Here is a 16,298-nt window from a genome sequence, read left to right as displayed (position 1 = left end):
AGGAATTTTGTGCATCAAACCCGAACCGCAGGCGCACTGGCGCTCGTTATCCTGCTCACTCCCGCGCTGGTCTATGCGCAAGCCACGCCGGACGCTGGCCGTCTGCTGGAAACCAATCGCGCACCGGCGCTGATCCAGACGCCGAAAGCCAATGGACCGGTGCTGCCGGATACCCGTGCCGTCAAAGGTGTGCAGCTGTCGGGCGCACAGCGCGTGATGGTGCGCCGCTTTGTGTTCGACGGCGTCAGCGTGGTGCCGGAAGCGGCGTTGCAGGATCTGCTCAAGCCTTACGCGGGCCGTGAACTGAGCTTCGAAGAACTGAGCGCGGCGACCAACGCCGTCACCGCTTACTACCGTCAGCAAGGCTACCTGGTGGCATATGCGACCTTGCAGCCGCAGGAGCTGGGGCAGGGCGAGGTACGCATCACGGTGCTGGAAGGCCGCGTGGGCGAGATCAAACTGGTGCCGGATGCCAGCGTGCGGCTCAAGCCGGAGCAGGCGCGCCGCTATTTCGACGCACTGACGCCGGCAGGCCAGCCGCTGCGCGATACAGCGCTGGAGCGCGCGCTGCTGTTGACCGATGACTTCCCTGGCGTGACGGCGCGTGCCGAGCTGGCGCCTGGCGCCAGACAGGGCGAAACGGAACTGGATATCGGCCTGAGCGAAGCGCCGCTGGTGAACGGCACACTGGGTATCGACAATTCCTCCAACCGCTACACGGGACGTGTGCGGGTGCAAGGCGGCCTGAATTTCAATGATATCGCCGGCATGGGTGGGCAAGCCTCGCTGCTGGGATCGACCACGGGGTCCGATTTCAACTACGCCCGCGCAGGCTATGTGATGCCGGTGGGGAGCCATGGCACCCGTGTCGGCGCGGCGTATTCGGCGCTGCGCTATCACCTGGGCGCGGAGTTTGAATCGTTGAACGGCTTTGGCGGCGCGCAGGTGGCGCAGCTGCTGGTGACGCACCCGTTGCTGCGCTCCGGCGATGTCAATATCCAGCTGCGCGCCGGTTACGACAACAAGCATTACACCAATGACGCCAACGGCATCCGCACCAGCGACAAGCGCGTGGAGACGGTGCCGGTGGGGATCAGCTACACCCGTCAGGACCAGTGGCTGGGCGGCGGCTTTACCAGCGCCTCGCTGGATGTCACGCCGGGCAAGGTGGACTTGTCGGCCAACGCCGCTTCGCTGGCGGCCGATGTCGCGGGCACGCAGGGCCATTTCGCCCACACGAATTATCAGCTGAATCGTTATCAGCGTCTCGGCGCCAGTGTGACTGGCCTGGTGAGCCTGAGCGGTCAGCTGGCCACGGCGAATCTGGAATCGGGTGAAAAGATGTCGCTTGGCGGTCCGGGACGTGTGCGTGCCTATCCTGCTGGTGAAGCCAGTGGCGATGAAGGTTACGTGCTGACGCTGGAAAGCCATTACGACCTGCGGGCAATGAAGTCGGACGTGTCGGTGTTCTTCGACTATGGTCACATCACGCTGAATCACACTGTCTATCCGGGCGCGCTGACGGCCGCTGGTCCGGGCAACAGCTATAGCCTGAAAGGCGTGGGCATCGGCTGGAGCTGGCGCGCGCTGGAGCGCACTGTGGTGCAGTTGCAGGTGGCGGCCAAGCTGGGCGACAACCCGGGCCGCAACCTCAAGGGCAATGATGCAGATGGCAGTTCGGCACGCAAGCGTGCCTGGTTTAACGTGTCGACCTACTTCTGAAGCACGGCCCTGAGCGCGCCGCGCAGGGCGTTGCAGATGACGATGTCGTCCGCAGCCTCCAGCATGGCGCGCGTGATGACGGCCTCGCTGGCGTTCCATTGCGGGTCGTCCAGTAGTACGCCGCGCATCACGCCGGGCAGCAGGCCGCTGCTGAGCGGCGGCGTAAGCCAGCGGCCATCGACGCGCACAAACACGCTGCTGCGTCCACCTTCCGTCAACTCGCCGCGCTCATTGAAGAACAGCGTATCGAAAGCGCCTTGCGCTTCGGCGTCGCGCCAGGCCGCGTCGTAACGTGAGCGGATGCTGGTTTTGTGACGCAGGAACAGGTCGCTGGTGCTGGTGCTGTCTGCGGCCAGCAGCACGCGCACCGGTTCAGTCAACGGCGCCAATGGCGCGTGCTGCACGGCGAAGGCGCCGGCAGCGTTGATCGCCAGCCGCAGGCGATAGGCAGCGTGTTCCGGTTCCAGCATTTTGCTGGCCGTGTCCAGGTAGGCATTGGCTGCGTTCACATCCCACGGGAAGCCGAAATAGAGCGCTGATGCCTGCAGCCGCGCCAGATGGCGTTCACGGTGGCGTATGCCTTGCGCTGGTGTGGCGTACATGGTCTCGAAAATATCGAAGTCATTTTGCAGGCCGGTGAGGAAGCGCGCCTTGAGCTTGCACTCGGCGTATTCCTCCTGCGCGTTGCTGTCAAACACAATGCCGGCGCCGACGCCCATTTCACCATGACGCACGCCATCCGCGCCTTGCGGCTGCAAGGTCAGCGTGCGGATGGGAACCGACATGCAGAAGTCACCGACCTTGCCATCGTCGCGCGGATCGAACCAGCCGATGGCGCCGGTGTAGATGCCACGTGCATCCGGTTCCAGCTCGCGGATGATTTCCATGGTGCGGCGTTTCGGTGCGCCGGTGATGGAGCCGCAGGGGTAGAGCGCGTCGAAGATGTCGGCCAGTGTGACGTCATCGCGCAGCTGGGCGGTGATGGTCGAGGTCATTTGCAGCACGCTGGCGTAGCGGTGCACCTCGAACAGTGCCGGGACTTCCACGCTGCCGGTGGTGGCGACGCGGGCGATGTCGTTGCGCAGCAGGTCGACGATCATCAGGTTTTCGGCGCGGTTTTTAGGGTCGGCGGCGAGGTTGGTGGCGCGCAGGGTGTTTTCGGCTTGCTGCTGTGGCGGTGCGGCTGGCGCCGTGCCTTTCATGGGGCGCGCGGTGAGCGTGCCGCCAGTGTGGCGCACAAACAGTTCCGGCGACAGCGACAGCACCGCCGTGCCATCGTCCAGCGCGATCAGCGCGCCATACGGGACGGGCTGGCGGCCGCGCAGGCGGGCGTACAAGGCATGGATGCCGCCAAACGCGTCAAAACGCAGCCTGTAGGTGTAATTGACCTGGTAGGTGTCGCCGGCAGCGATGTAGTCGTGTATGCGCGCCAGCGCCCCGCTAAACGCGTCCTGGCCGATGTTCGGGCGGATGTTGGCGATGCCGGCCGGACACTCGATGGGGAAGGAGCGGGCGGCCAGCCATTCGCCGACTTCGGACGCGGACAGCAGCGTGCAGTCGCGGAACAGCAGGATCTGCGCCAGCGGCGCCTTATCGGCATTGGCGCCGGCGTCGGCGCCGTCCAGCGCCAGTAGGGCTTCGCCCAGCTCATAGGCGCACACGGTGACGGCGTAGGCGCCGCGCGCGAGCGCTGCCTGCATCTGTTCCAGCAGTTGCGGCCATTGCGCGATATCGTCGCAGCGCAGCGTGCCGGTGTGGCCGGTGTAGAGGCGCGAACGGCTGCCGGCCTGACTGCCTTCCGGGCTGGCGTCGTCCAGCAGGGCGAATACTTCAGAGTTCATCAGGATAAAAGCAGGGTGATTTGTACCGCCGCGTCCTGCGACGGATTATGTTTGAAGCCGCTCTTGGCATAACGGTGCCAGCGGCCGATGACAAAACTGGCCAGCATGCCGGCGCGCGCCGGCACATCGGCTTCGTGCGCCTGGCCTTCGCTGGCGGCAAGGCGCAGCGCCTGTTTCAGCGCCAGCTCCACGCGGTCGTAAAACTGGTTCATGCGCGCCTGCAGGCGTTCGTCTTCGTTGAGCAGCGCATCGCCGATCAGCACGCGTGTCATGCCGGGATTCTGCGCGGCGAAATTGAGCAGCATGGCGACGATATCGCGCGCCTGCGCCAGGCCGTCGCTCTGGCGCTCGGCGATCTGGTTGATGAGGCCAAACACGGTCTGCTCGATGAACTCGATCAGTCCCTCGAACATCTGGGCCTTGCTTGCGAAGTGCCGGTACAGCGCGGCTTCAGAAAACGCCAGCTTGCGCGCCAGCGCAGCGGTGGTGATCTTGTCGCCCTTGGGCTGTTCCAGCATCTCCGCCAGCGCCTGCAGGATTTGCAAACGGCGCTGGCCTGGCGGTGTGCTTGCCATATGGTCTCGTGGGTTGGTGAAGGTTGTTCAGCGCAGGCGATGCAGACGCGCCGGCAGGTTCCTGACAGATTTTACTTTGACATCGACATAAGCGGGGCGAATTAACCTTTTCTGCGGATGCGCCAGACCGGCCGAGTCGTTGATGGTCAGGTACTGCGTGACCCAGGCGGTACGCATGCCCAGCTCGCGCGCACTGCGCAGATTGGCCAGCGTGTCTTCCACCAGGATGCAGCGGCGCGGTGTCAGTTTGTGATGGCGCATCAGCTTGCGCAGCAGGAGCTTGGAGGGCTTGGGCCGCATCTGCCGGTGCACCGTCATGGCTTCCACCGCGATGTGCTGGCTGAACTGGCGGTGCAGACCCAGATGGCGCAGCACCTGCGCTGAATAACGGTGCGGTGCATTGGTCAGCAAAATTTTGCGGCCGGGCAGGCGGCGCAGCAGGTGGCGCAAGCCGCGCTCGTGACGGATCATCGTCTGCAGGTCATCGAAGTGATGGGTTGCATCGAGAAAGTGCTCGGCCTTGACGCCGTGGTGCTTGACCACGCCGAGCGTGGTGGCGCCATAGCGCTGCCAGTACAGGGTGCGGGTGGCGTTCACCACGGCATCGCTGGCGGGCGTGACGCCGTCTCCCAGCAGATGGGCGAGGTAGCTGTTCATGCCGGCCATGATCGCGGGGAAGATGGCGTGCGAGGCATTGTGCAGCGTGTTATCGAGATCAAACAGCCATACAGGCGAGGAGCGGGTAATATTCACATCAGCTCTATCAATAAAGGAAACCATGCGCCGCCAGATTATAGTGTTGTTCTGCAGTTTGTTCTTTTTTGCCCTTGGTTCCAGCGGGGCGGCAGAGCAGGACGCGATGCCGAATCGCGGCGCGCTGTTCAAGGTACAGCAGGGCGGGCATACGCTTTACCTGTTTGGCACCATTCACGTGGGCGCCCGGAATTTCTATCCGCTGGAGCCGCGCCTGAGCGGTCTGCTCAAGAAGGCGCCGGTGCTGGCGCTGGAAATCGATCCGCTCGGTGATCCGCAAAAACTGGCGCGCGCCGTGCAGCAGCATGGCCTCAACCCCAAGGGCATCACGCTGACGCCGGACTGGCGCCAGCGGCTGGACCGTCTGCTGCAGCAGTACCGGATTGAACCTGAAACCGTGGCCACCATGAAGCCCTGGCTGCTGGCCAGCCTGCTGACGGTGAGCGAGTTTGCCGCACAGGGTTATGAAGCGTCGCTGGCGGTGGACGCGCATTTGTCGAAACAGGCGCACGCCAGTGGCAAAAAAATCGTTGAGCTGGAATCGGCGGAAAGCCAGATGGCGCTATTCGACACGATGACGGCGGCCGAGCAGCTGCTGTTCCTGCAGGAGGCGATCGCGGGCATCGAGGACAAGGAACAGGCCAACCAGGCGCGCGAGATCGCCGATGCGTGGCGTCATGCCGATACCAAAGCGCTGGAGGCGCTGGCGCTGAAAGCGGAGATGGACGATACCTATTCCGGCCGCTTCGTGCAGAACGTGCTGCTGGAGGGCCGCAATCCGGCGCTGGCCGATGGTATGGTCAAGCTGATGGCGCGCGAAAACAACAGTGTGGCGGCTATTGGCATCCTGCACCTGTTCGGCAAAATGAGCGTGCCGGAGCTGCTGCGCAAACGCGGGCTGACCGTAGAACGAATTTATTAAGCGGGGGAGGGTACTGCAGAAGAGTGGTGCCCTTTACGTGGATTGAACACGTGGCCTCTCCCTTACCAAGGGAGTGCTCTACCACTGAGCTAAAAGGGCATACAAATGTGGCGGTTTCACCGATGTCAGGCGAGACCGCCTTTTTTTCAGTGAGACCGGATCATAGTGCCAAAAGCCTGTTCGGTCAAGACTTCGAGCAACAAAGAATGCTCAATTCGTCCGTCGATGATGTGAACCGTGTTCACGCCGGACTTGGCAGCGTCCAGGGCTGATGAAATTTTAGGCAGCATGCCGCCCGAAATCGTGCCGTCAGCGAACATCTCGTCGATCTCGCGCGCCGACAGGTCGGTCACCAGATTGCCCTGCTTGTCCTGCACGCCGGCGATGTTGGTCATCATGATGAGCTTTTCGGCTTTCAGGATTTCAGCGATCTTGCCGGCGACAACGTCAGCGTTGATGTTGTATGCCTGGCCATCCTGGCCGAAGCCGATTGGCGAGATGATCGGAATGAAGGCGTCATCCTGCAGCGCTTTGACCACGGCCGGGTTGATCGCTTCGATTTCGCCGACGAAGCCGATGTCCAGGGTCTGGCCTGGATTTTCCTTGTCCGGCATGGCCATTTTACGGGCGCGGATCAGGCCGCCGTCCTTGCCGGTCAGGCCGACTGCCTGGCCACCGTAGTGATTAATCAACATCACGATGTCCTGCTGCACTTCGCCGCCCAGCACCCACTCCACCACTTCCATGGTTTCTTCGTCGGTGATACGCATGCCCTGCACGAAGGTGCCTTGCTTGCCGATTTTTTTCAGGGCGTTGTCGATTTGCGGACCGCCGCCGTGCACCACCACCGGGTTCATGCCGACCAGTTTGAGCAAAATGACATCACGGGCGAAGCCATGTTTCAGGCGCTCGTCCGTCATGGCGTTGCCGCCGTATTTGATGACGATGGTTTTGCCGTGATAATTACGGATGTAAGGGAGAGCCTCGGCCAAAATCTGCGCCTTGATCTGCGGAGAGACCGCAGTCAAATCGTCATTCATGCCTAGGTTCAGGTTGGTCAGTTGGGTCATGGCAAGTCCGGTAGAAAGATTTTGGGCGCAATTTTACAGCCAGTTGGCGCAATCAAGTACGCATTATAGGGCCATCTGGTGGTATTTTCCTGGAAGCTCCTGTACGCTGGTTTTTGATGACTGTTTTGGAAATAACATGAGTACCTGTTCCCGCTGCGGCGCGCAGTTTTCCTGCGCCATGAAGGACGCCGATCCCGCAGCGCCGGCGCAGCCTTGCTGGTGTACCTACCTGCCGCCCGCAGTGCCGGTGCCGTCCGCGCCAGGCTCGAGCTGCTGGTGCCCGGCATGCCTCAGGCAGCACATCATTGAGCAGTCTCAAACGTCCACCATTACTCCGTCTGACAATGGCGCATGACCCTCATTGGGAGTGCGCAGATGAACCCGACCTCGCTTGACAAGCAAAGTGGCGCGGCGGACGATGGCCACATCGCCCGCATCGTGCGGCTGGAGACGCAAATGGAAAATGTCACCAGCGTTCTTTCTTCCTTGCAGCATGGACAGCAAGCCCTGCAGCGTACGCAGGAGCAAAACCAGCAAGCCATGATGGCGCAGTTTGTCGCGCTGAGGGACAGGATCGATGCCGTTCAGCAGTACACGATGGACCGGCTGGATCGGCTCGATGCCCGCACCACCGAACGGATCGACAAGCTGACATTCTGGATGATCGGATTCACTGTGAGCAATCTGATCGCTGTGCTTGGTATTGTCGTCCGCCTGGCTGTTACCTGATCAATTCACCGTGCGGAAGAAGCGCAGCATTTCGCGGCTGGCGTCCGGGCCCTTGGCATCCGTGTAGCTGCCCGAGGCGCTGCCGCCCGACCAGGCGTGGCCGGCCCCGTGGACTACCCAGTGTTCTCCCCAAGGCGAGCCATCCGGTTTGACGTGGGTGGTTTGCGTGTAGCGATAGCCATTCGGCACCGCCCCTGACCGTACCTTGGGCCGCGCGCCGCGGTGATGATGCAGACGCTGCGCCATCACCTGCTCGCCATTGCGCGGATTGACCGTGGTATCGCTGTCGCCATGGAAGACGATAATGCGCTGCGCGCCATTGCCGGCCTTGTCCGCTTTATTGACGCCGCGCTTCATTGCCGTGAGCGCGGACGGCAAATCCTGCGCCGAAGCAAACGGCAGGCCGGAATGCACGCCTACCGCAGCAAACAGTTCCGGATACAAGGTACCGGCAATCACCGCCATCGCGCCGCCGGCCGACAGGCCGGCGACATACACTTGCCGCTCATTGACCGGATACTCCTCGATGATCTGCTGCGCAATGCCGGCAATGATGGACGGCTCGCCTTGTCCGCGCTGCTGGTCGATGGCGTTGAACCAGTTCCAGCACTTGGAATGATTGGCGCCGGCGGTTTGTTCCGGATACACCACAAAGCAGCCGATTTCTTCCGCCAGCTGATTCATTTGCGTGCCTGCGGCAAAGTCGTCTGGATTCTGGGTACAGCCGTGCAGCATGACCAGCAGCGGCATCGCCTGGCCGTGGTAGCTGGCCGGGATGTACAGCTTGTAGTTGCGGCTGCCGGCGTGATTGGTGTAACTGCCGCTAATGAACTGCGCGCCTTCCGGCAGCGGCTGTGCGGGCGTCGGGTGCAGTAGCGACCCCACGTCGATGGCGCGGTCCAGATTGGCCTGCAGGTCGATCTTGATGCCCATGCGGTCCAGCATGTCCTGCGCGAACTCGGCCGGATGCGTGGCCGGGTTCGGTGTGGACGCCGGCGATTGCGGCGGCGTGGGGGGCGCGGCGTCCGCCGGTGGCGGGTTAATATCACGCATGGCGGGCTGCGGCCGTTGGTTCCAGCGCTGCAGCGGGGCGCCCTTGCCGAGTAACTGTTGCGCAGTTTCACGCATATGGGTCAGAAAATTGAGCTTCATGGCACTCCCTAATGGATGCGTGGCGCCAGTGCCGTCTTGAGGACAGCGCTGGCGTGCAGCGAACCGAGTACAAAAATGGATTCGATGGTTGCCAATGCCAGTTCGACCGAAACGTCGCTGGCAATACTGGCAAGTCCCAGTACCTGAATTTGCAGCCGCTGTCCCGCCGCCTGGATTGCTTCCAGATCGGCGCGCGAGTAATGCTGCATGCCCAGTACCAGGCTTTTGCGCGCCACGGTCTGCTTGACCACCTCGGCGTGCTGGTTCAGCTGATTGCGGATCGCCGTGCGTATCAGATCGGTGCGGTTGGAATAAAACCCTTCCTGCACCAGCAGATCAATCTGCCCCAAATCGACGGGGCCGAGATTGATGGTGATTTTTTCTGAGTCGGCGGTCTTCAGCTTGATTTCTTGCTTGGCCATGGGTCTCCTACCATCTATTTGCCATCTATATGGATGGTAGTCTACGCCGGAAAGCCCCCAAGTCAAGCGGCTTCACGGCATAATGACGCTATGAGTGAAGTAACCAACATATTGCCGTCGCCAGTACCGTCCCCTTGCGTCAGCCTGTGCAAGATGGACGCCGAGCGACGCTACTGCATGGGCTGCCTGCGCACCATTCCCGAAATCGTGGCGTGGAGCAAGGCAGATGACGACTACAAACGCGCCGTGTGGGCGGAAATCGCACAGCGGCGCGACACTGTCCATTTCGACGAGGATCAATGAGTACATTACCGGATTCGATACAGGTGTTTGAACGGGGTTGGCTGTCATCCAACAACATCCTACTTCTGGGCAAGCACGACACCGCAATTATCGATACCGGTTATTTGACCCATGCGCAACAAACGCTGGAGCTGGTGCGCCATGCGCTGCATGGCCGCCACCTGGACCAGATCATCAACACCCATCTGCATTCCGACCATTGCGGCGGCAATGCCATTTTGCAGGCCCATTACGGCTGCAAGACCTCGATTCCGGTGGCGGAAGCCGACAAAGTGCGGCACTGGGACGTGGAAGCCCTGAGTTTCAAGGCCACGGGCCAGCGCTGCGACCGTTTTACGTTTGATGCCACCATCTCGCCGGGCGACGTGCTGACCTTGGCGGATATGGAATGGCAGGCGCTGGCCGCGCCGGGCCATGATCCCCATTCCCTGATTTTCTACTGTCCACAGGAAAAAGTGCTGGTGTCGGCCGATGCGCTGTGGGAAAACGGCTTTGGCATCATCTTCCCCGAGTTGGACGGCAAGTCCGGCTTTGCCGAGGAGCGCGCCACGCTGGACCTGATCGAGAGCCTGGACGTGCGTATCGTCATTCCCGGCCATGGCGCACCGTTCGCCGATGTGGCCGGCGCGCTGGCGCGAGCCCGCTCGCGGGTGGATTACCTCGCGGCCAATCCGGTACGCAATGCGCAGAACGCTTTGAAAGTGCTGCTTAAATTCCTGCTGCTGGAACGCCAGCGTATTCCGCTGGCCGAGGTGCCGGTGCTGCTGACCTCCATGCCGGTGTTTGCCGCCGCCAATGCCAACTACCTCAAGCAATCGCCAGATGACTTGGGCAGGTGGGCTGCTGGGCAACTGGTGCGTGCTGGTGCGGCACAGGTTGAGGGTGAGTACTTACTTAACGTCTAAACTAGAGGATATTCTCCAGTTTTAGGAACGATCGTACTATTTTCGATCTATAATCGTTCGCACCGATTAACTCACGTCAGCGAGCCCGTCATGACCCTGCCTGCAGTCTTGCAAAACCTCACCCTTCCTGTCATCGCTTCGCCGATGTTCATTGCCAGCGGACCTGCGCTGGTGGCGGCACAGTGCAAGGCCGGCATCGTCGGCTCTTTCCCGGCGTTGAATGCGCGCCCGGCCGAGTTGCTGGATGTGTGGCTGACGGATCTGCAAAAAGAGTTGGCCGAATTCCAGGCCGCGAACCCGGACAAGCGCGTCGGCCCGATCGCCGTCAACCAGATCGTGCACCAGTCCAATGACCGCCTGGCCCATGACGTGGAAGTGTGCGTGAAGCATCAAATTCCTATCATCATCTCCTCGCTGCGCGCGCCGCCGAAAGAGATGCTGGATGCGATCCACAGCTACGGCGGCATCGTGCTGCATGACATCGTCTCGATTCGTCACGCTGAAAAAGCGCTGGAAGCGGGCGTCGATGGCCTGATTTTGGTGGCCAGCGGTGCTGGCGGCCACGCCGGTACGCTGTCGCCATTTGCGCTGGTCGGCGAGGTACGCAAGTTCTTCAAAGGCCCGATTGCGCTGTCCGGCTCCATCGCCACCGGTGATGCGATTCTGGCGGCCCAGGCCATGGGCGCGGACTTTGCGTACATCGGCTCGCGCTGGCTGGCGACCAAGGAATCCAATGTGAGCGATGGCTACCGCGAGGCAATTGTCGAATCGACCGCTGCGGACATCATTTACTCCAACCTGTTCACCGGCGTTCATGGAAATTACCTGAAGAAGTCGATTGTTGCCGCTGGCCTGGACCCGGATGCATTGCCAACCGCAGACAAGACCGCGATGAACTTCGGTTCCAGCAGCGCCAAAGCGTGGCGCGACATCTGGGGCGCCGGCCAGGGCGTTGGCCTGATGGACGACATTCCATCGGCTGGCGAAATGGTCGAACGCCTCAAGCGCGAGTACGACGCTGCCCGCGCCCGTCTGGCACTGTAATTCAATCGCCGGCGGCCAGGCTGTCGCGCGCTGCCGGTTTTCCCCGCACCCACACCGTGTCGACGCTGTCGTAGGCACGGATGTCCTGCAACGGTGAATTTTTCATCAGCACCAGATTGGCCAGCTTGCCCGGCTCGATGCTGCCGACGTCGGCCTCCAGATGGAAGGCGCGGGCGTTGTTGATGGTGGCCGCCTTGAACAGTTGCGCCAGCGTCAGACCGGCGTTGTGCAGGTTTTGCATCTCCAGATAGCCGTTCAGCCCCGGTACATTGCCGTAGGTCGGCGAGGATGGCGTGTCCGTGCCGAACAGGAAGTTCGCGTCTTTGCTCGCCAAATAGGCAACCACCTGGCGCTGGCGGCGCAGCGGCGCTTCCAGTCCCTTGCGCACGGCCTCATCGCTTTCTTCCGGCTCGGCGATTTCCTCTTTGAACCAGTTGCCTTCGGGCGTCTTCAGCCAGGCCAGCATGGGAGGCGGCAAAAGTTTGGCCAGTGCCGGCGTGTTCAGATACCCCGGATCGACATAGGCACGTAGGCCGTACAGGACCTGCATGGTTGCCTGGTAGCCGATTTTGCGCGCCACAATTGTGTCCAGCAGCTGTTTGACCTGTTCCGGCAACTCGGCCGACTGGTCCAGTTCGCCCCAGTGCCACATGCCGTGCGCCAGGACATCCACGCCACCGTTGACGGCAAAGGTTTGCGCTTCCAGTGAATTGCCGTGGGTGACCAGCACCAGCTGGTCCTTGCTGGCCTGTTCGCGCACTTCGGCATAGGTAGCGGCGCTCATGACCGGCAGGTTGCGCTGGCCGCCGAAGCCTCGCTCGAAGTGGGTTTTGAGGCAGATGGCGCCGTCGGCCTTGGCGCGTGCGACGCCCTTGGCCGGCGTGTAGTCCTCCGGTTTGTATTCGGCCGGAATGAGATCTTTCTGCGCCGGGTCGTAGATGAAGTTGGCAAACATCTTGAAGCGGATTGCCGGCGGCGCAAATGACATCGGATAGCCGTTGGCATAGACCAGCGGGGCGCCGCAGTCCTGTATGTCCGGGTGCTGCGGCATGGCTTTGACGCGGTTAATGAACTCCCGGCTGCCAGCGGCCAGGTCGATCACAGTGGTATAGCCGTAGTAGAGATACGACCGCGGCATTTGCGCGAAGTAGGCATCAGCCATGGCTTGCATGCGGTCTGACTGCTGGAAGCTCATGCCGGGCACGGAAATCAGATGAACGTGGGAGTCGATCAGGCCGGGTGTGAGGTAATAGCCATGGCCATCGACGCGGCGCGCCCCGGACGGCGTCTTGCGGTTGGCGCCGCGTTCCACGCGGACGATGCGCTCGCCGTCAATCAGCACGCTGCCGGTTTCAATGCGGTCCAGCTTTTCCGGCGAGACCAGCTGGACGTTGGTGAGCCAGGTTTGCGGCGCGGCGACAGCCTGGATGGCGAACAGGGACAAGCTGGTGAAGATCGTTGCATATTTCATACTGGGCTCCTTGTTGTGATGGCCCAGTGTGATGGCGCGGCTGCGGGTTTGCGCCGCAAATGATGATCTGGCACGCGCTACGCGGCCTGGTTGCGAAATTCTCCGGGTGTCAGGCCAGTGGATTTTTTAAATGCCCGGTTCATCGCGCTTTTGCTGTTAAATCCTGCAAGCATCGCCAGGTCTAGAATGCTGGTGCTGGCTTGCTGAGGATCGTGCAGGGCGGTTTTGAGCGCTTCAATCCGGTAGCGATTCAGGAAATCCGCGAAATTGGCACCGCAGTGCTGGTTGATAAGCTGCGACAGCTCGTGCGGCGTCATGGCCACCTGAGCTGCCAGGTCTTCGAGCTTCAGTTCGCCATTACGGTAGGGCTGATCCTGTTCCATGCAAGTCGTCAGGCGCGCGAGGAAGGCGTCACGCTCCGCCGTGGGCAGCTGCTTGTCAGCGTAGCGAGGCTTTGGCGGCGGCAGCGTTTGCGGACGGTAGCCCAGCGGTAGCCGCATGGCGGTATAGGCGGTAGCAAACACGAACAGGATCAGCGCGCCGCCATCGACCGCTTCAATGGCGCCCGGTCGTTCGACATTGATGGCTGCCATGGCCACCGCAACCACGCTGAGCGCCGCGCTGAACAGCCAGACGCGCATCAGGCGGCGCAGGTCGTGTACCAGTTCCGAGCCGGCCGGCACACGCTGGATCAGCTGGTAACTCGCGCGTAAATACACCATCAGTATCAGCAGCTTGGCCACGGCAGCGAGCGCCAGATACCAGGGCCAGCCATCCCAGGCGCGCATCCAGGCCAGTTTTTCTTCCGCGCTACGCAGATAGAAGGGCACCATTGCCAGCGTGGCGACCCCAAACGGAACAAAATGCAGCAGTGCGCGGCGTCCCAGCGGCTGGTCGGACAGCATCGCATGCAGATAAAGATACAGCAGCGGCCCCACCGCCAGCCCCAGCGTGACAATCGCCAGCGCGCTATGCGGATAGTCGCGGTACAGATGGTTCAGTCCCAGCCACGCATGGCCGATGATTGCTGAAAAAATCAGCAGCAGCGCGGACAGCAGCCGATTGGCCTTGCGCATTTCCGGCTGGCGCGGGGTCAGCAGCGCTGCACTGAGGCAGAGTGCCTGGGCAATGGCGGCCAAAAACAGCCAGGAGAGAATGGAAGTCAGCATGGTGCAAATCCTGCCACCATCCCCTGTCCAAGGCAATTGCCTTTCAGATAATATGTGGTATCTGAAAACACGGGACGGGCAGAAATGAAAAAGATGGTTGCGCTGATGTTGGCGCTGGCATGCACGGTGTGCAGCGCGCAAGGATATATCCCGATCACTGCGGAAGCGAAAGCGTTGATCGATCAAGGGCATCTGTTTCAGACGCAAGGCAAATACAAAGAAGCGTTCGACAAATTTTCCGATGCCGCCAAGGCTGATCCATCGTCATCGCTGCCACTGTCCAGCCTTGCCTCCCTGTTGATGGGCATGTCCGAGCTCATGAAGGGCGGTGATGTGGCCAAGGTGCGCGAGCAGGCAGAGGCGGCGGCACAGCAGGCCTTGCAAAAACATCCCAACGATCCGATCGCGCTGGAGGTCCTGCGCGGCCTGACGGACGGCAAGCCCCTGCCTTTGCACCAGCCGAATGCCGAAGCCGCCGCTGCCTTGCACGAAGGAGAGCTGCTGTTCAATCAGCGCAAACTGGACGAGGCGCGGGTGCAGTACGAGCGCGCGGCTGCGCTGGACCCCAGATACTCCACCGCATGGATTTATGCCGGCGACTGCTTCTACTTCCAGAAAAACTACGCCGAGGCGGAAAACCGTTTCCGTAAAGGCGTGGAAGTGGAACCGCTGAATTCCCAGGGCTGGCGCTTCCTGGCCGATGCGCTGGTGGCGCAGGAAAAAATCGGCCCGGCGGAAGGCGCGCTGATGAGCGGCATTGCCGCGCAACCGAGCCAGTTGCCGAACTGGGTCAAGCTCAACCAGCTGCGCACGGGCAGCGGTTTTCCGCTGGCGCCGTTGAACCTGGTGCGCAAGGCGAAGGGTGAACTGGATACGAACACGAAAACGCTGAACCTCTCGATCGATCCGTCGCTCAAGTCGCTGGACCCGCACACGCAACCGGACGCCGTACTGTGGCTGGCGCTGGCGACCCAGCAGGCGATCGAAGACAAGGCCGGACGCGAAGGCAAGGCCAGCGCCACACCGTTTGCCACCGAGGCGGCTGCGTGGCGCACGGCGCTGGCGGCGTCAGGGGAAGCGTCGGCAAAGGGCGGCGGCGAGCTGCAAGACCCGGCGCTCAAGACCATGCAGATGCTGGCCAGGGCCGATCAGCTGGAAGCAGCGCTGCTGCTGTTGCAGTACAAGGAATCGTGGCGCACCGAGTTTGAGACGTGGAAGACCGAGCATCCGGATGGTATTCGCCGCTTCATCGATACGTATCAGGTGCGGCCGTAAGCAGATAGTCGATCAAGGCCCGCACCTTGAGGGCGACATGGCGGCCCGGCGTGTACACCGCATGGACGCTGCCGGTGTAGGGTTCATCGAATTCCCAGTCGGGCAGCACCTGCTGCAAGCGGCCTGCCGCCAGCGCAGTGGCGGCCGCAAAATCCGGCACCAGGCCTATCGCGCCGCCAGTTTCCGCCAGCGCCACGATGGCAGCGCTGTTGTTGATGGTGAGCCGTGACGCCACCGTCACCGCAGCGCGTTCCTGGCCACGCCGCAGCGTCCAGTCAGGACCAAAACGGCCGTAGCCGAGGTAGCAGCAGCGATGCGCTGGCAGATCGCCTGGCATTGCAGGCTCGCCGTGCTGCCGGATATAGGCAGGCGACGCCACCAGCACATAACGCATCGCACACAAAGGCCGCGCCGCGAGGCCGGGCGCCAGCTCACGTGCGATGCGGATGGCGAGATCGACGCCGTCTTCGGCCAGGTCCACGGTACGGTCGATGAGGGTAAGGCGCACATCCACTTCGGGATGCAGGTCGAGAAAGCCGGGCAGGCGCGGCGCCAGCCAGGTCTGGCCAAACACGATCGGCGCGCTGACGCGGATCACGCCATTTGGCCGCGCGCTGTAGCTGCCGGCCATGGCGTGCACTTCGCGTGCGGTGCTCAGCATGCGCGTGCACGCCGCATGGACCTGCTGACCCAGTTCCGTCAATGACAAGGCACGCGTGGTGCGCAACAGCAGGCGTCCGCCGAGATGCGCCTCCAGCCGCGCCACATGGCGGCTCACCGCAGAGGTGGTGATGTCCAAATGCCGGGCCGCCGCCGAAAAGCCGCCGCTGTCCACCACCTGCGCAAAGATCGCCATTTCCTTCAGCATGTCCACTGCCATCTCCTTCGTTGCGCCCAGGTTAACAAGCCTTTGCATTTTAAGCGGATTGTGGATTTTTTAGCGCA

The 16,298-nt window shown here is 62.0% G+C and carries 17 protein-coding genes and 1 tRNA gene; 8 read left to right on the top strand and 10 right to left on the bottom strand.

Annotated features, from left to right (window positions below):
• The first annotated feature begins 9 nt into the window (after positions 1 to 9).
• Positions 10 to 1,722, top strand: a complete 1,713-nt coding sequence (locus tag BUA36_RS07030; RefSeq protein ID WP_072782915.1) for a ShlB/FhaC/HecB family hemolysin secretion/activation protein — start codon at positions 10 to 12, stop codon at positions 1,720 to 1,722.
• Here BUA36_RS07030 and pabB read toward each other — a convergent pair.
• Genes pabB through BUA36_RS07015 form a run of 3 tightly spaced genes read right to left on the bottom strand, consistent with a single transcriptional unit; the run spans position 1,713 to position 4,918 of the window.
• Positions 1,713 to 3,563 carry an aminodeoxychorismate synthase component I gene (pabB, locus tag BUA36_RS07025; protein ID WP_072782913.1) on the bottom strand — a complete coding sequence of 617 codons (1,851 nt, stop codon included), beginning with the start codon at positions 3,561 to 3,563 and terminating at the stop codon, positions 1,713 to 1,715. The two genes, BUA36_RS07030 and pabB, sit on opposite strands and share 10 nt — an antisense overlap.
• Entirely contained in the window at positions 3,563 to 4,138 is a 576-nt protein-coding gene (gene slmA / locus BUA36_RS07020) for a nucleoid occlusion factor SlmA (protein ID WP_072782911.1), read from the bottom strand. The genes pabB and slmA overlap by 1 nt, the downstream gene beginning before the upstream one ends.
• 27 nt (positions 4,139 to 4,165) lie before the next feature.
• Entirely contained in the window at positions 4,166 to 4,918 is a 753-nt protein-coding gene (locus BUA36_RS07015; RefSeq protein ID WP_072782908.1) for an HAD-IA family hydrolase, read from the bottom strand.
• A 79-nt stretch (positions 4,919 to 4,997) separates the two neighbouring features.
• On the opposite strand from BUA36_RS07015, the gene BUA36_RS07010 reads away from it, so the two are divergent.
• Entirely contained in the window at positions 4,998 to 5,813 is an 816-nt protein-coding gene (locus BUA36_RS07010) for a TraB/GumN family protein (RefSeq protein WP_229255634.1), read from the top strand.
• A gap of 24 nt (positions 5,814 to 5,837) precedes the next feature.
• Here the strand turns inward: BUA36_RS07010 and BUA36_RS07005 are convergent.
• Both BUA36_RS07005 and argB read right to left on the bottom strand, forming a co-directional pair.
• Positions 5,838 to 5,912 (bottom strand) — tRNA-Thr (locus tag BUA36_RS07005).
• Between the two features lie 47 nt (positions 5,913 to 5,959).
• Positions 5,960 to 6,853 carry an acetylglutamate kinase gene (gene argB / locus BUA36_RS07000; RefSeq protein WP_139260436.1) on the bottom strand — a complete coding sequence of 298 codons (894 nt, stop codon included), beginning with the start codon at positions 6,851 to 6,853 and terminating at the stop codon, positions 5,960 to 5,962.
• Between the two features lie 166 nt (positions 6,854 to 7,019).
• Here argB and BUA36_RS06995 point away from each other — a divergent pair, with 166 nt between their 5' ends.
• Both BUA36_RS06995 and BUA36_RS06990 read left to right on the top strand, forming a co-directional pair.
• Complete coding sequence (locus tag BUA36_RS06995) at positions 7,020 to 7,238, top strand: cysteine-rich CWC family protein (RefSeq protein ID WP_072782898.1); 219 nt, start codon at positions 7,020 to 7,022, stop codon at positions 7,236 to 7,238.
• A gap of 20 nt (positions 7,239 to 7,258) precedes the next feature.
• Complete coding sequence (locus BUA36_RS06990; RefSeq protein ID WP_139260400.1) at positions 7,259 to 7,612, top strand: hypothetical protein; 354 nt, start codon at positions 7,259 to 7,261, stop codon at positions 7,610 to 7,612.
• On the opposite strand, the gene BUA36_RS06985 is transcribed toward BUA36_RS06990, so the two are convergent.
• Both BUA36_RS06985 and BUA36_RS06980 read right to left on the bottom strand, forming a co-directional pair.
• A complete protein-coding gene (locus BUA36_RS06985) occupies positions 7,613 to 8,764 on the bottom strand; it encodes an extracellular catalytic domain type 1 short-chain-length polyhydroxyalkanoate depolymerase (RefSeq protein ID WP_229255633.1) in 1,152 nt (383 codons plus the stop codon). It abuts the gene before it with no gap.
• An 8-nt stretch (positions 8,765 to 8,772) separates the two neighbouring features.
• Positions 8,773 to 9,186 (bottom strand): ribbon-helix-helix domain-containing protein, encoded by a 414-nt coding sequence (locus BUA36_RS06980; RefSeq protein WP_072782892.1) that lies wholly within the window; start codon positions 9,184 to 9,186, stop codon positions 8,773 to 8,775.
• A 90-nt stretch (positions 9,187 to 9,276) separates the two neighbouring features.
• Between BUA36_RS06980 and BUA36_RS06975 the strand changes: the two genes are divergently transcribed.
• The 3 genes from BUA36_RS06975 to BUA36_RS06965 all read left to right on the top strand — a co-directional run bounded on the left by BUA36_RS06975 (position 9,277) and on the right by BUA36_RS06965 (position 11,438).
• Positions 9,277 to 9,489 carry a DUF1289 domain-containing protein gene (locus BUA36_RS06975; RefSeq protein WP_072782889.1) on the top strand — a complete coding sequence of 71 codons (213 nt, stop codon included), beginning with the start codon at positions 9,277 to 9,279 and terminating at the stop codon, positions 9,487 to 9,489.
• Positions 9,486 to 10,394, top strand: a complete 909-nt coding sequence (locus BUA36_RS06970) for an MBL fold metallo-hydrolase (protein ID WP_072782886.1) — start codon at positions 9,486 to 9,488, stop codon at positions 10,392 to 10,394. The genes BUA36_RS06975 and BUA36_RS06970 overlap by 4 nt, the downstream gene beginning before the upstream one ends.
• A 90-nt stretch (positions 10,395 to 10,484) precedes the next feature.
• Positions 10,485 to 11,438 (top strand): NAD(P)H-dependent flavin oxidoreductase, encoded by a 954-nt coding sequence (locus tag BUA36_RS06965; RefSeq protein WP_072782883.1) that lies wholly within the window; start codon positions 10,485 to 10,487, stop codon positions 11,436 to 11,438.
• 1 nt (position 11,439) lies between these two features.
• Here the strand turns inward: BUA36_RS06965 and BUA36_RS06960 are convergent, their stop codons facing one another.
• Both BUA36_RS06960 and BUA36_RS06955 read right to left on the bottom strand, forming a co-directional pair.
• Complete coding sequence (locus BUA36_RS06960; protein ID WP_072782878.1) at positions 11,440 to 12,909, bottom strand: amidohydrolase family protein; 1,470 nt, start codon at positions 12,907 to 12,909, stop codon at positions 11,440 to 11,442.
• Positions 12,910 to 12,986: 77 nt separating this feature from the next.
• Positions 12,987 to 14,078, bottom strand: coding sequence for a helix-turn-helix domain-containing protein (locus BUA36_RS06955; protein ID WP_072782875.1), 1,092 nt, complete (start codon positions 14,076 to 14,078; stop codon positions 12,987 to 12,989).
• 84 nt (positions 14,079 to 14,162) lie between these two features.
• Here BUA36_RS06955 and BUA36_RS06950 point away from each other — a divergent pair, with 84 nt between their 5' ends.
• Positions 14,163 to 15,353, top strand: a complete 1,191-nt coding sequence (locus tag BUA36_RS06950; RefSeq protein WP_084560042.1) for a tetratricopeptide repeat protein — start codon at positions 14,163 to 14,165, stop codon at positions 15,351 to 15,353.
• Here the strand turns inward: BUA36_RS06950 and BUA36_RS06945 are convergent.
• Positions 15,325 to 16,233 (bottom strand): LysR family transcriptional regulator, encoded by a 909-nt coding sequence (locus tag BUA36_RS06945; RefSeq protein ID WP_072782869.1) that lies wholly within the window; start codon positions 16,231 to 16,233, stop codon positions 15,325 to 15,327. The genes BUA36_RS06950 and BUA36_RS06945 overlap by 29 nt on opposite strands.
• Positions 16,234 to 16,298 lie beyond the last annotated feature (65 nt).

The organism is Duganella sacchari, from assembly GCF_900143065.1.
Classification (GTDB): Bacteria; Pseudomonadota; Gammaproteobacteria; order Burkholderiales; family Burkholderiaceae_D; genus Rugamonas; species Rugamonas sacchari.
This window is presented reverse-complemented; position numbering and strand designations above follow the sequence as displayed.

What these genes read in the sequence shown, in the direction of transcription:
- pabB (WP_072782913.1), bottom strand. Translation starts at nt 3,563, where the DNA reads ATGAACTCTGAAGTATTCGCCCTGCTGGACGACGCCAGCCCGGAAGGC.
- slmA (WP_072782911.1), bottom strand. Translation starts at nt 4,138, where the DNA reads ATGGCAAGCACACCGCCAGGCCAGCGCCGTTTGCAAATCCTGCAGGCG.
- BUA36_RS07015 (WP_072782908.1), bottom strand. Translation starts at nt 4,918, where the DNA reads ATGGTTTCCTTTATTGATAGAGCTGATGTGAATATTACCCGCTCCTCG.
- BUA36_RS07010 (WP_229255634.1), top strand. Translation starts at nt 4,998, where the DNA reads ATGCCGAATCGCGGCGCGCTGTTCAAGGTACAGCAGGGCGGGCATACG.
- argB (WP_139260436.1), bottom strand. Translation starts at nt 6,853, where the DNA reads ATGAATGACGATTTGACTGCGGTCTCTCCGCAGATCAAGGCGCAGATT.
- BUA36_RS06995 (WP_072782898.1), top strand. Translation starts at nt 7,020, where the DNA reads ATGAGTACCTGTTCCCGCTGCGGCGCGCAGTTTTCCTGCGCCATGAAG.
- BUA36_RS06990 (WP_139260400.1), top strand. Translation starts at nt 7,259, where the DNA reads ATGAACCCGACCTCGCTTGACAAGCAAAGTGGCGCGGCGGACGATGGC.
- BUA36_RS06985 (WP_229255633.1), bottom strand. Translation starts at nt 8,764, where the DNA reads ATGAAGCTCAATTTTCTGACCCATATGCGTGAAACTGCGCAACAGTTA.
- BUA36_RS06980 (WP_072782892.1), bottom strand. Translation starts at nt 9,186, where the DNA reads ATGGCCAAGCAAGAAATCAAGCTGAAGACCGCCGACTCAGAAAAAATC.
- BUA36_RS06975 (WP_072782889.1), top strand. Translation starts at nt 9,277, where the DNA reads ATGAGTGAAGTAACCAACATATTGCCGTCGCCAGTACCGTCCCCTTGC.
- BUA36_RS06970 (WP_072782886.1), top strand. Translation starts at nt 9,486, where the DNA reads ATGAGTACATTACCGGATTCGATACAGGTGTTTGAACGGGGTTGGCTG.
- BUA36_RS06965 (WP_072782883.1), top strand. Translation starts at nt 10,485, where the DNA reads ATGACCCTGCCTGCAGTCTTGCAAAACCTCACCCTTCCTGTCATCGCT.
- BUA36_RS06960 (WP_072782878.1), bottom strand. Translation starts at nt 12,909, where the DNA reads ATGAAATATGCAACGATCTTCACCAGCTTGTCCCTGTTCGCCATCCAG.
- BUA36_RS06955 (WP_072782875.1), bottom strand. Translation starts at nt 14,078, where the DNA reads ATGCTGACTTCCATTCTCTCCTGGCTGTTTTTGGCCGCCATTGCCCAG.
- BUA36_RS06950 (WP_084560042.1), top strand. Translation starts at nt 14,163, where the DNA reads ATGAAAAAGATGGTTGCGCTGATGTTGGCGCTGGCATGCACGGTGTGC.
- BUA36_RS06945 (WP_072782869.1), bottom strand. Translation starts at nt 16,233, where the DNA reads ATGGCAGTGGACATGCTGAAGGAAATGGCGATCTTTGCGCAGGTGGTG.